Here is a 12,325-nt window from a genome sequence, read left to right as displayed (position 1 = left end):
CATCAGAGTGAAAACTTCAATTCAATCAATTCATCACGAAGCCGCCGTTCACCGGCAGCAGTTGACCCGTCACGAAGCGCGCGCCGTCCGACAGCAGGAACAGCACCGGGCCCGTCACGTCGTCGGGCACCTGCGCACGCGTCAGCGCGCGGCCCTGCATGTAGAACGCGTGGCGCTCGGCCGGCACGTAGGCCGTCGCCTCGACCTCGGTCAGCCCCGGCGCGATCGCATTGACCGTCACGCCGTGCGCACCGAACTCGCGCGCCTGCGCATGCGTCATCGCGATGACCGCGCCCTTGCTCGCGACGTACGCGAGCAGCTTCGGCGCGCCCCACAGCGCGGTGTCCGACGCGAGGTTCACGATCGCGCCGCGGCCCGACTGCGCGAGGTACGGCAGCGCCGCATTGCTGACGAGCCACACGCCGCGCACGTTCACGTTCATCACGGCGTCCCAGGTCGACACGTCGAGCTCCGTCGACAGCTTGCCGCCCGAGTTCGTGATCGCCGCGTTGTTGATCAGCGCATCGATACCGCCGAGCGCCGCCGCGCCCTGCGCGACGAATGCCGTGACGCTCGCCGGATCGGCGAGATCGAGTGCGAAGAAATGCGCGACGTGGCCCGCTTCGGAGAGTTGCGCGGCAAGTGCACGGCCTTCGTCGGCCAGCACGTCGCCGAATGCGACCTGCGCGCCCGCTTCGACGAGCGCCTTCACGAACGCCGCGCCGAGCCCGCGCGCGCCGCCCGTGACGAGCACGCGGCGCCCCGCGAGCGACACGACCGGAGCGCGCTCAGCCATTTGCCGGCTCCGATGCGGCCTGCGCCTGCGCCGCGCGATGCGCGTCGAGCGCGGAAAGATGCTCCTGCGCACGGGTGCGCAGCATCCGGCGCACGCGCGTCATGCCGACGTCGTGCTGGTACAGGTATTCGTGATCGCGCGCATTCGGCGCGAGGCTTTCGAGGACGTAGCGGTCCTGCTCGAGCACGTCCCAGTGCAGACCCTCGAGGCGGTTGCGGTACATGAAGCGCCACACGTCGCGCTGCCAGCCGCTGACCTTGCGGGTGCGCCAGAAATAGACCTGGCAGTTGTCGCCGTCGACCGGCGTCGCGAAACCGATGATCCCGAAGTTGCCGCCCGGGCCGAACTTCTGCTTGTACGGAATCGCGAGACGCATCCACAGGCAGCCCGTTTCGCCGAGCTCGACCCAGTCGAAGTTCACGTCGCGCTGGCCGATCTTCTCGAACATCAGGCCCGTTTCCGTCTTGCGCACGCGCATGTCGGCCTGCTTGTCGCCTTCGGCCATCGAGTGCGAGGTGGCATGCAGGTACGCGCCGTGCATCGGGTCCATCACGTTGTCGATCGCGTACTGGTAATTGCACTTCCAGTTCGACACGCACAGGAAGTGGCCGTATGCGTCGTCGACCAGTTCCTCGGGCAGGTTCAGCGGCGCCGGTTCGCCGTGCGCTTCGTCGCCGAACCACAGGAAGATCGCGCCGGCCTTCTCTTCGACCGGATACGACTTCACGCACTTCGTGCCTTCGAGCGGACAGTTCGACACGGCCGGCACACGGTTGACCGTGCCGCCGCCGTCGACTTCGATGCCGTGATACCAGCAGGCGATGTTGCCGCCGAGGTTCCAGCCGAGCGACAGGCGCGCGCCGCGGTGCGGGCAGCGATCTTCGAGCGCGTGGACCTTGCCGTCGTGATCGCGCCACAGCACGATCTGCTCGGACAGGCGCGTGAGGCCGACGGGTGCATTCGACACCTGCCAGCTCGGCGCGACGGGATACCAGTAGTTCTTGATGCCGCGGTCGAGATAGGCACGGACCGGGTCGTGTTGTGCTGCGTGTTGTTCGGGGGACGTCATCAGTGTGCTCCGGATGCGGTTGTCGTCGGGTCGGCGGTCGGCGCTTCAGCGGTCATTCCGCGAGCGAGGCCAGTTCGGCGCGGAAGCGCTCGGCGGTCCACACCGTGCCGTCCGGTGCGCGAAAGCCGATGCGGTTCAGGCCCGCGACGACATCGTCCAGTTCGGTCGCACCGGCTTCGAACACACGTTCGAGCGCATCGCCGAGGTCGTTTTCGTACTGGGTCGGTGCGGCCTTGCGGTTCTGCCAGACCTGGTTCTCGACCTGGCCGGGGATCTCGATCTGCCCCTTGCCCGCGACGTTGTTCGGCTGCGGCGCCACCCACGGCTTCAGGAAGGGATTGAAGTTGACGGTCGCTTCTTTCATGTCATTCCACCTTGATCTGGATTTCCTCGCCGGCGAGACGCACCGCGTACTGCTTCAGTGCGCGTCCGCCCGGACCCTTCAGGCATTCGCCCGTCTTGATGTCGAACACGGCCTCGTGCAGCGGGCATTCGACCGTGCCTTCGTCGACGAACCCCTGCGTCAGCAGCGCGTACGCATGCGGGCACACGTTCTCGAGCGCATACACGTCGTCGCCGACGCGGTAGATCCCGATTTCGACGCCGTCGGTCCGCTTGAACTCGATCGGCGTGTCTTCCGACAGCGCGCCGGCGTGCCCGGCGCAAACCCATTGTTCAGACATCTCACACCCTTCCTTCTGATCGACTCTCGGTTGGTTCCGATTTGTTCCATACCCGGAACAGCAGTTTATGGATGGTGATTATAGGAGCGACTTTCCACGAGTAAAACAAAAAGGTGTACGCCCTAGGGAAAACACTGACCGTCGGGTCGGCGATCACGTGCGCCCATCTCATGAAATGAATTTTTTGTTATGTGACGGGGATTTACCGGGTTTACGCGGGCTTCGCGCAGCGACGCCGGGCATTGGCCCGCAGCCCATCCGTCCCGAAAAAATTATTTTTGATCCGGCGCTCGACGCCTCTATACTCCATTCCATCAGAGGCACATCGTTCCTTATATGGAACACGCGAATGCCCACCCGATGGCGAAAACGCGCGACGGCCGGCCGTTCCTGCGCATGCCGCCACGGCACGTTTTCATCAGGTTGGAGATTCAGGAGATCAAATGGTCAAGCATGCGGTAGCAGCAGCAGTGATCGGATTGGGCGCCGCGTCGGGCGCGTGGGCGCAGAGCAGCGTGATGCTGTACGGCAGCATGGATGCGGGTGTCGCGTACGTGAACAACGTCGGCGGCCATGCGAAGTGGGCGATGATCCAGGGCAATACGCAGCCCGATCGGTGGGGCCTGAAAGGCAAGGAAGACCTCGGCGACGGCCTGTCGGCGATCTTCCAGCTCGAAAACGGCTTCTATACGAACAACGGCCAGTTCGCGACCGCGAACACGATCTGGAACCGCGCGGCCTTCGTCGGCCTCAGCTCCGAACGCTACGGCACGCTGACGCTCGGCCGCCAGACGCCGCTGTCGTTCGACTATCTCGATCCGCTCAGCACGGCCTACCTCGCGATGAGCTGGTACGCGTTCCACCCCGGCAACATCGACGGGCTCGCCGCGACCGGCAACGTGCCGTACAACAACGCGGTCAAGTACCGCTCGCCGACCTTCGCGGGCTTCTCGGCCGCGGCGACGATGGCGCTCGGCAACACGACGAACTTCTCGACCGGCAAGTCGGTCGGCGTCGCGCTGAACTATGCGAACGGGCCGTTCAAGGCGTCGGCCGTGTACTCGAACGAGCATGACCGCTCGATCCTGATCAGCACGACCGGCATCACGTCGTTCCAGGGGCAGAACACCGCGAACGGCTATACCGCGAGCAAGGTCGAGAACATCGGCGCGGGCGCGTCCTACCAGTTCGGCGACTTCCTCGTGCACGGCCTGTACACGCGCACGAAGATGCAGTCGAACGGCTTTTCGGATACGTTCCAGAGCTACGACGCGGGCGTGAACTACCGCAGCAGCGCGTTCAACACGATCGCGGGCGGCGCGGCGACCACGACGCTGGCCGGCCGCCGCTGGACGCAGGTCGAGCTCGGCGACATCTATTCGCTGTCGAAGCGCACGCAGCTGTATGCGAACGTGCTGGTTGAACACGGTTCGGGCGGTGCGCAGGCCGCGTTCTTCACGGCAGGCGTGTCGAGCACCGCGAACCAGGTGATCGTGCTCACCGGCATCCACCACTCGTTCTGAACGACGTCAGGCGTTCGTCGCCTGAAACGACAAGAGCGGCCCGCGGGCCGCTCTTGTTCTTGCGCGCATGACATGCGCCCATGCCACCCTGCGCATCGCGCCGGCAACGGGTAGCATCACCAGACCCCGACGAACGGAGACGAACGTGGCCGTCTATCTGCTGGCGCAACTTCGCTTCACGCACCGCGACGCATACGACCGGTATCAGGCCCGCTTCATGGACGTATTTCGCCGCTTCGACGGCCGCCTGCTCGCGGCCGACGACGCGCCGGTGGCGCTCGAAGGCGAATGGGACCGCAACAAGGTGGTGCTGATGTCGTTTGCCGACGAGGCGTCGGCGCGCCGGTTCATCGAGTCGCCCGAGTACCGGGAGATTTCCGAGGATCGCCACGCGGGCGCGGATACGCTCGCGCTGCTCGTGCACGGCCTGCCCGCGCCGGGCGCGTGAGCACGGCGGCGGCGCGGCCACGCGCCGGCCGCGGATCGGAACACTCAGAACATCGCGACCTTGTGGCGCGCGTGCGCGAACGTCGGGTCGCTTTCGAGCGGGCGGTAGTTCAGCCGCTGTGACAGGTCGACCGCCGCGCCGCACACGGCCTCGACGAGCCGCTCCTTTTCGCGGGCCTCGCCGATCTCCGAGCGCGGCACCGTCGCGGTGATCGCCGCGACGATCGAGCCCGAATGATCGCGCACGGGTGCGGTCACAGCCGAAATGCCGCTCTCGAATGCCGCCTCGCTGACCGCGTAGCCGAGCCGCGCGTAATGGCGCACGCGTTCGTACAGTTCGTCGACAGTGCCCGGCGTGCGCTCGGTGAACTGCTCGAGCCGCTTTTCCGGATAGAGCTGGCGCAGCGCGTCGCGCGTCAGGTCGCCCATCAGTACGTGGCCGTGCACGGTCGCATGCGCGGGCAGCCGCGTGCCGACGTGCACCTTCACCGAACCGAACATCGACGCATTGCTCTGCGCCTTCGCGACGAACACGACGTCGCGCTGGTCGCGGATCAGCAGATGCGTCGACAGGCCGGTCGCGTCGCGCAGCCGTTCGAGCACGGGGGCGCCGAGATCGGTCAGTTCGAGCGAATTCAGGTATTCGAAGCCGAGCCGCAGCACGCCGACGCCGAGCCGGAAATAACGGTCGCCGTTCACGCGCTCGAGGAAACCGAGCGCTTCGAGCGTCTGCAGCAGGCGGAACGTGGTCGTGCGCGGAATGCCGATGCGCTTCGACAACTCGGGCGCGCCGAGCACCGGCTCGCGCGCGGAGAATTCGGCGAGGATCCGCAGCCCGCGCTCGAGCCCCGGCACCAGATAGGACGACCCGCCGCCGGACGATTCGTCGTCGCCGGGCGCCGCGGATTCGGGCGCGCCGCTCATCGTTGTCTTGGCCATGTGGACATGGACGGAAGGAAATCAGTCACCAAACAGGTCATGGATCGTCGTGGACGGGCGGCCATGCTACCTCGGCGCGCACGCAGGGTCGCACCCGCGTGCATCGCCGCGGCGCAGCATGCGCATCCACAGCCCCACATATAGTCGTTCACGGTCGAGAGGATAGCAGCGATGGACAGCGCGACGCCATGCGGAAATCGCCGGACGGCGGCGCGCCGGCCGTGTGCGCGGCGCGCGGCCGGCGCATGGCGGCCGGCGGGGCAGCCGGCGCCGGGGCCTACAGGCGCGACAGGTGAACCCGGATGTTCGCGCGGTCGTACGTGAAGCCGCCGGCCGCGTCCGGCTCGAGCACGCGTGCCAGGTCGACCGCATACATCCATCCGCTGCCCAGACGGCCCCCGTTGATGGCACGGATCCGGCTGCCGCCGACGGCGATCGCAGCATGAAAGACCGTACCGGCCCGCGAGAAGCCGACCGCGGTTCCCGCCGGAATGCTCGCGCGCCCGTCCCATTCGCCGCCGGTCTCGAAGTTGAACCGGGTCCGCCAGTGCTGGCCGATCGTGTCGAGCAGCGCACCGGGCGCGATCATCGCGTCGCTGCGCAGCAGATACCGGACATAGGCCGCGGCGTCATAGCAGACGCCGCCGGAAACATACTCGTTGATGTCGGCCATACCGAACATCAGTGCCTGGGCGTGCTTCTGCCGTTCGCCGAAACCGGACTGGGCGACATGCCCGCCTAACTGGGAGAGTTGCATGGATGGCTCCTTGTGAAGAAGCAGGACATCACCGTCCCGCCAACGCAATAACGTCATATGTTATTACGATATCCAGCCACTTCCGCGTCCGGCCTCGGGCGTCACGGCATGCGCGCCGCCGAAGCCGGCGCGGCAGCAGCCGCATCGGGGTTCGGCGCGAGCCGCAATCGCACGCGCAACGGCTGCAGCATGTCGGGCGGCGGCGGCTCGGCCAGCGGGCCGGCCGTGAGCAATTGCCGCAGCGTCGCATCCGCGTCGGCATCGCCGAGCGACGCGAATTCGACCCGCGTGACAGCGCCGTTCGTGCCGATCCATGCGCGCACGACGATCGCGGGCGGCGGCGCATCGACGCTCGCATTCAGCACGCGCGCCTCGAGATAGCGGTGCAGACGGTCGGCCGCGTCGCCGTCCGCTTCGAGCCACGTCTGGAACTGCTGCCCGGCGAGCTGTCCATAGCGGATCCACGCCTGCGGCACGTCGGCCGTCTGTGCAACGGCCGCCGACACGGCGCCTACGACCAGCACCCACGCGACGACGATCGCCCGCCACCCTCCGGATACGCCCCACTGCTGTATTCGCTTCATCCCGCCTCCCGTTTCGACGATGCGCCGCCGTGCCGCATCGCGCCGTCCGCTCGTCCTGCAACCCATCAACCGATCTCGATCGGCACATACAAACGCGTGCCGCCGCGCTGGACGAGCAGCGCGACGTTACCGTGCGCAGCGTCGATCTCGGTCATCAGCGCACCGATGTTCGCGACCGGCGTGCCGTTGACCGACAGCACGATGTCGCCGGGCTGCAACCCCGCGCGGGCGGCCTGGCCGCTCGCCTGCTCGACGACGAGCGCCTGGCTGACGCCGAGCCGCTGGCGCTCCTGCTCGGTCGCCGCGCGCAGCGCGAGCCCGAACCGCGCGGGCCCTTGCTCGCCAGCCGCCGACGCCGTGCCGCTGTCGAATGCGCCCACCGTCGCGCTCACGTGCATCGCGCGGCCCGCCCGCCACACCAGCAGGTCGGTCTGCCGCCCGGCCCGCATGCCCGCCACGGTGCCGAGCAGGTCCGCCGATTCGGCGACCGGCTTGCCGTCGACCGCGAGCACGACGTCGCCCGGCTGCAGGCCCGCGTGCGCAGCCGGGCCGTCCGGCTCGACCACGGTGATCAGCGCGCCGTCCGGGCTCGCGAGACCGAACGAACGCGCCAGCGCCTGGCTCACTTCCTGGACGGCCACGCCGAGCCGGCCGCGCGTGACCTTGCCGGTCCGCAGCAACTGGTCCTTCACGTCGAGCGCGATGTCGATCGGGATCGCGAACGCGAGCCCCTGATAGCCGCCCGTCTTCGAGAAGATCATCGAGTTGATCGCGATCACACGGCCGCCGAGGTCGAACAGCGGGCCGCCCGAATTGCCGGGGTTGATCGGCACGTCGGTCTGGATGAACGGAATCGCACGCTCGCCGGGCAACGAGCGCGATTTCGCGCTGACGATGCCCTGCGTGACCGTGTTCGCGAACCCATAGGGCGAACCGATCGCCATCACCCAGTCGCCCACTTCGGTGCGCGCCGGGTCGCCGGTCGCGACGACCGGCAGGTTGTGCGCGTCGATGCGGATCACCGCGACGTCGGATACCGGATCGCTGCCGATCACGCGCCCCTTGAACTGCCGCTTGTCGGTCAGCTTCACGTCGATCGCGACCGCATCGCCGACCACGTGCCGGTTGGTCAGGATCACGCCGTCCTCGCTGACGATGAAGCCGGAGCCGAGGCTCACCTCCTCGCGGTTGCCGATCACGCGTCGCGCAAGAAACGGCGCGAGCGGATGATCGGGCCCGATGCCCGGCGGCAACTGGATGCCCATCTGCGTGACTTCGCGCGTGACGCTGATGTTGACGACGGCCGGGCCGACGCGCCGGACCAGCGCGGCGAAATTCGGCAGCGCGACGGTCGGCGCCGGCGCCGGTGTCGACGATGCGGCACCCGGCTGCGCGAACCGCTCGGCGGCCGTTGCCGTTGAACAAACGCACGCGCAGGCCAACGCCAGCCCGCCGGCCATCGCCCGCAGCGCCACTGCCAGGTTCGTGTGCCTGCCCGCTTTCATGTCGCTGTTCCTCGTCGGTTCGCGCCGGAACGCCGCCGGCTCATCGGTTCCCGCTCCGCACGCCCGGCCGCCTGGATTACTTCGGCGGCACCGCGACCGGTGCGTCGGGCCGCTGCGGCGTCGTCGACCGGCCCCAGTTCGAGCCGAAACGGTTCCGCTCGGTCGACAGGTTGAACGTGCCGAGACGGTTCGATGGTTGCTTCGACAGCCGCTCCGAATCCGTTTGCGACGCGCCCGCCTGCGGGTCGGCCTTCGGCTTCAGCTGCTGGCTCAGGCAGTCGTACGACAGCGCGCGCTTGCCGTCGACTTCCGCATCGACGCACACCGGCTTCGCGGCCGAACCCGGACTGGCCGGCGCAGGCGCGGCCGCACTCGCCGCCGCGCGGCCGGCCTGCGCGTGCGCGCCGGTTGCCAGCAGCAGGCAGACGATCGTCGCGATTCCGTTGCGTCGCATCTTCATGTGCGCCTCCTTCAGAAATGGCTCCATTGCGCCCTCACGGCTGCCGTCACAGGTTCGTGCCCGGTGCCGACGCGCGCGCCAGGAAACGCGCGAACGCTGCGCGGTCGGCTTCGTCGACGGCAGGCTCCTGCGCATCGACCCGCTGCGCCCACGCGTCGCGCATGCCGTCGACCGGCTGCCACGCATGCACCTGTGCGCCGGTCGGATAGGGCGTGACGAGCGGTTCGCGATAGTCGACGCGAAACAGCGGCGGCGCGCTGTTGCCGGCCGTCCACAGATCGCCGACGTCGCGCACGCTCGCGTCGAACCAGAACCGCACCCAGCGCACCGTCGGCGCGCGCGTGTCGCCACTCGGCGCATCGGTGCCCGACGCGTCCGGCACGCGCAGGAAGCCGGCCAGCACGAGCAGCACGGCCGCCAGATCGTCGTCGCGCAACATCCGGTACGACCAGAGATCCGCGACGTCCACACAGGAGATCACCGCGATGAAGCGCCCGATCGTGAGCGCGGGCCATGCGCGCCGCATCAGCGCGTAATGGCGCGCCCAGTGCGCCACGAAGCGCTCGCGATGCCGGGCCGCGACCTGCACGTCGCGCGAGCCGCGAATCGTCAGTTCCTCCGGCTGATACTGGCGCGTCGTGAGCACGCACTGCGCGGAGCAGCGTGCGCTCCGGTGCCGCGCATAGCCGCCCGCGCCGGGCAACGGCTCCAGCGCGCCGAAGCACAGCGGGCAATGCGTGGGCCACTCGCCGGGCCGGCCCGGCCACGGGTTCGCTTTCGGCATGCGCGGGCGGTCGGCGGCCGCAGCGGGACGGCGTCGCCCCGGCGTGCGTGCGTCGGGCGCGTCGACGCGCGGCGTCGAACGGACAGTTGCCATGAGCGCGCCTACCGGGCAGACGCGAGCGCTTTCTTCAGCGCGTCTTCGTTGATCGGTGCGTTCGCGGCGAGCTTCGCGAGATACGCCTGCGCATTCTGCTGCGTGCGCTGCGCACGCAACACCGCGCGCAATTGCTCCTTCACGTCGGCCAGCGGACGCGGCGCGGCCGCGCGGACGTCGATCAGCTTCACGACGTGAAAGCCCGCCGGCGTCTGGATCGGCGCGGACACCTGGCCCGGCTTCAGCGCGTCAGCCGCCTGACGGACCGCCGGCACCATCAATTGATCGGGCACGAAACCGAGATCGCCGCCGCTCGCGGCACTCGCCTTGTCCTGCGAGTTTGCCTTCGCGAGCGCCGCGAAATCGCCGCTGCGCGCGCGGTTCGCGAGATCGGCCGCCTGCTTGCGCGCCTTGTCGAGCGTCGCGGCATCCGCGTTCGGCGGCACCGCGATATAGATCTGCGCGACATGCAATGCGCGCGGCGCGGCGAACGCGGCGCGGTTCTTGTCATACGCCGACTGCAGCTCCGCGTCCGACGGATAGTCGGCCGGCGGCGCATTCACCGACGCCAGATAGCTGCGCACGACGATATCGCGCCGCGCCTGTTCGACGGCCGCCTGCACCTGCGCCTGCTTGTCCCAGCCCTTCGCCTTGGCCTCGGCCAGCACGGCCTTCTGCGCGAGCGTCGAACGCACGACCTGGTCCAGCGCCGCGGGATCGGCCGCGAGACGTTCGCGCCCTTCCGGGCTCACCGCCTTCAGCAGGCCCGCGATGTCGTCCTGCGTGACCGACGCCTGCGCGGCGTTCGCGATCACGTCGTCCTGTGCGTGCGCGACGAACGGCACGCCCAGCACGAGACTGCCTGCCACGACCGCCAGCCTCTTCATCTTCGTCATCATCGTTCGACTGCCCTCTCGATTGCTCTTGAAATGCGGACGCTGCATCAGCGCGCGTCCGTCAGCGTCATGCGCAGGACGAGCGGCTGCGCCATCCCGCGTGGCGGCGCCGCGCCGACCGCCCGGCCGACGAGTGCCGCATGCAGCGCGGCGTCGAGCGCCGGTTGTCCGGCTGAATCGCTGTCGACGCGCGTCACGTGCCCATACCGGTCGAGCCACGCGCGCACCGGCAGCACGGGGCCGTCGTCGCCGGCATCGGCCCGCTTGCCGGCCCAATGCTCGATGCCGGCACGCAGGCGACACACCGCCGCGTCGTCGCCGTCGAGCGTCGCCTGCAGCCACTGCGCGATGCGTTGCGCGTAGACGCCCCACGCGGCGGGTGCATCGCCGGCGGCTATCGCATCCGCCTCGTGCCGCGCGCGGCCCGGCAGCAACGCACGCAGTGCGGCGCCGATCCTCACTGCGCGGCAGCCTCGACGGCTACCGTGGCCGCTTCGACGGCCGGTGCGCCTGCCTGATCGCCGGCCGTCGCGCGTGCCGCCGCTTCCTGCTCGGCCATCGCGGGACGGTTGCGCAGGTGCAGCAGGAATTCCTGGATCAGGCGATCCCACAGCTCGATCGTCGAGCGCAGGTAGCGCTCGGACACGCCGCCCGCGACGACCACGTCCATCTCCAGCGCGAGAAACGGCCCGTGGCTCGCGAGACGCGCGAAGCGCTTGGTGCGGTTCCAGTCCGCGACGAGCTCGGCCGGCAGTTCACCCTGCACCTGCAGCACGCACGACAGCGTGTAGTCGATGAACAGCAGCGCGGCGGGCGGTGCGTCGGCGCCCTGCGGCGCGAGCGCGGCGGCCGGGTTGCCGAAGCGCACCGCGAAGCCGATGCCCTGGCTCGCGCTCATCAGTTGCACCGCGCCGTTCTGCTCGGCCGCCGTCACGCGGTAGCCCGCGCGGCGCAGCACGTCGGCGAGGTGGTCGGCGCTGATCGCTTCGATCGGCGCATCGTGTGCCGCGCGTTCGTCGCCGGCGTTCGGTTGCTGGTCTTGCATGTCTGTCTTCCCCGTATTCATCGAATCGATCGGTTTCATCCCGGCTGCTGGTCGCGCGCTCACTGCGCATTCGCCGCAGCAGCCGACGCCGGCGCCGGTGTTGCGGCAACCGGACGCGCGGCCGGGTCGTACTTGCCCGCGTACAGCGCATCGCCGTAGCGTTGCGCGATATCGTCGTACTTCACGCGCGCCGACTGCGCGAACGGCTGACGCGACGAGAACAGCGTGCCGATCCCGACATGCTCGTACGCGTCGAGAATCTCGTGCCCCACGCGATACAGCTCGGCATTGTGTGCCTGGCAGGTTTTCAGTTGCGTGTCACGCGCGGCAGCGTCCTTCTGCAGTTGCGTGTGCTGTGCATCGCGGGCACGTGACACGGTGAGCAAGTCCTCGTAGGACGACTTGTATTTCGCCAGCGACTTCGCGTCCTGCTCGCGGCCTGCCCGCTCCTGCGCGAGCGCACGCTTCGCGGCCGCCTCGGCGCCCGAGTCGCCGCGCGCGGCCGCCAGTTGCCCCTGCATCGCCTTCAGTTGCGCGAGCGCGTCGTCGCGCTGCTTCTCCGCCGCCGCCTTGTCGTTCTGCAACTGCGCCTGGTTGTCCTGCAGCTGGCGCAGCTCCTGCACGGTCGAGCGCAACTGGCTGCGCAGCTTGTCCTCGATGCTCTGCGCGTGCGCGCCGCCGGCGGCGAGCAGCAGCGTACCGGCCACGCCGGCCGCGAACATCGTGCGAGTGATCGTGTTCATC

The 12,325-nt window shown here is 68.7% G+C and carries 16 protein-coding genes; 2 read left to right on the top strand and 14 right to left on the bottom strand.

Annotation, left to right across the window (positions count from 1 at the left end; translation table 11 throughout):
- Positions 1-25: 25 nt before the first annotated feature.
- From BDI24065_RS07885 to BDI24065_RS07870, 4 genes are read right to left on the bottom strand one after another with little or no spacing between them, the layout of a single operon-like run.
- Positions 26-796: an SDR family oxidoreductase gene (locus BDI24065_RS07885; RefSeq protein WP_175030735.1), complete on the bottom strand. Its 771-nt coding sequence runs from the start codon at positions 794-796 to the stop codon at positions 26-28.
- Positions 789-1,865, bottom strand: coding sequence for an aromatic ring-hydroxylating dioxygenase subunit alpha (locus BDI24065_RS07880; RefSeq protein WP_039344090.1), 1,077 nt, complete (start codon positions 1,863-1,865; stop codon positions 789-791). Before BDI24065_RS07880 ends, BDI24065_RS07885 begins: the two co-directional genes overlap by 8 nt.
- Before the next feature lie 52 nt (positions 1,866-1,917).
- Entirely contained in the window at positions 1,918-2,229 is a 312-nt protein-coding gene (locus BDI24065_RS07875; protein WP_175030734.1) for a recombinase-like helix-turn-helix domain-containing protein, read from the bottom strand.
- Between the two features lies 1 nt (position 2,230).
- On the bottom strand, positions 2,231-2,548 hold the full coding sequence (locus BDI24065_RS07870) for a non-heme iron oxygenase ferredoxin subunit (protein WP_011354710.1): 318 nt from the start codon (positions 2,546-2,548) through the stop codon (positions 2,231-2,233).
- A gap of 443 nt (positions 2,549-2,991) precedes the next feature.
- On the opposite strand from BDI24065_RS07870, the gene BDI24065_RS07865 reads away from it, so the two are divergent.
- Together BDI24065_RS07865 and BDI24065_RS07860 are read left to right on the top strand one after the other, a co-directional pair.
- A complete protein-coding gene (locus BDI24065_RS07865; protein ID WP_175030733.1) occupies positions 2,992-4,071 on the top strand; it encodes a porin in 1,080 nt (359 codons plus the stop codon).
- A gap of 145 nt (positions 4,072-4,216) precedes the next feature.
- A complete protein-coding gene (locus BDI24065_RS07860; RefSeq protein ID WP_175030732.1) occupies positions 4,217-4,519 on the top strand; it encodes a DUF1330 domain-containing protein in 303 nt (100 codons plus the stop codon).
- 44 nt (positions 4,520-4,563) lie between these two features.
- Here the strand turns inward: BDI24065_RS07860 and BDI24065_RS07855 are convergent, their stop codons facing one another.
- The 10 genes from BDI24065_RS07855 to BDI24065_RS07810 all read right to left on the bottom strand — a co-directional run bounded on the left by BDI24065_RS07855 (position 4,564) and on the right by BDI24065_RS07810 (position 12,324).
- A complete protein-coding gene (locus BDI24065_RS07855; RefSeq protein ID WP_175030731.1) occupies positions 4,564-5,457 on the bottom strand; it encodes an IclR family transcriptional regulator in 894 nt (297 codons plus the stop codon).
- A 277-nt stretch (positions 5,458-5,734) separates the two neighbouring features.
- Positions 5,735-6,214, bottom strand: coding sequence for a type 6 secretion system effector deamidase TecA (gene tecA, locus BDI24065_RS07850; RefSeq protein ID WP_175030730.1), 480 nt, complete (start codon positions 6,212-6,214; stop codon positions 5,735-5,737).
- 101 nt (positions 6,215-6,315) lie between these two features.
- A complete protein-coding gene (locus BDI24065_RS07845; RefSeq protein ID WP_175030729.1) occupies positions 6,316-6,798 on the bottom strand; it encodes a YbaB/EbfC family DNA-binding protein in 483 nt (160 codons plus the stop codon).
- 65 nt (positions 6,799-6,863) lie between these two features.
- Positions 6,864-8,303 carry a Do family serine endopeptidase gene (locus BDI24065_RS07840; RefSeq protein WP_175030728.1) on the bottom strand — a complete coding sequence of 480 codons (1,440 nt, stop codon included), beginning with the start codon at positions 8,301-8,303 and terminating at the stop codon, positions 6,864-6,866.
- 76 nt (positions 8,304-8,379) lie between these two features.
- Complete coding sequence (locus BDI24065_RS07835) at positions 8,380-8,763, bottom strand: hypothetical protein (protein WP_175030727.1); 384 nt, start codon at positions 8,761-8,763, stop codon at positions 8,380-8,382.
- Between the two features lie 46 nt (positions 8,764-8,809).
- The gene (locus BDI24065_RS07830) at positions 8,810-9,640 is read right to left on the bottom strand and encodes a hypothetical protein (protein ID WP_175030726.1); all 831 of its coding nucleotides are present in this window, start codon (positions 9,638-9,640) and stop codon (positions 8,810-8,812) included.
- Between the two features lie 8 nt (positions 9,641-9,648).
- Positions 9,649-10,539: a peptidylprolyl isomerase gene (locus BDI24065_RS07825; RefSeq protein WP_175030725.1), complete on the bottom strand. Its 891-nt coding sequence runs from the start codon at positions 10,537-10,539 to the stop codon at positions 9,649-9,651.
- A 44-nt stretch (positions 10,540-10,583) separates the two neighbouring features.
- Complete coding sequence (locus tag BDI24065_RS07820) at positions 10,584-10,997, bottom strand: hypothetical protein (protein ID WP_175030724.1); 414 nt, start codon at positions 10,995-10,997, stop codon at positions 10,584-10,586.
- Complete coding sequence (locus BDI24065_RS07815) at positions 10,994-11,581, bottom strand: YbjN domain-containing protein (protein ID WP_175030723.1); 588 nt, start codon at positions 11,579-11,581, stop codon at positions 10,994-10,996. The genes BDI24065_RS07820 and BDI24065_RS07815 overlap by 4 nt, the downstream gene beginning before the upstream one ends.
- A gap of 59 nt (positions 11,582-11,640) precedes the next feature.
- On the bottom strand, positions 11,641-12,324 hold the full coding sequence (locus tag BDI24065_RS07810) for a hypothetical protein (RefSeq protein WP_175030722.1): 684 nt from the start codon (positions 12,322-12,324) through the stop codon (positions 11,641-11,643).
- Between the last annotated feature and the right edge of the window lies 1 nt (position 12,325).

Origin of the sequence: Burkholderia lata (assembly GCF_902499025.1) — a bacterium.
Lineage (GTDB): Bacteria > Pseudomonadota > Gammaproteobacteria > Burkholderiales > Burkholderiaceae > Burkholderia > Burkholderia lata_C.
Note: the sequence above shows the minus strand (reverse complement) of the source record. Positions and strands in the feature narration are given on the sequence as shown.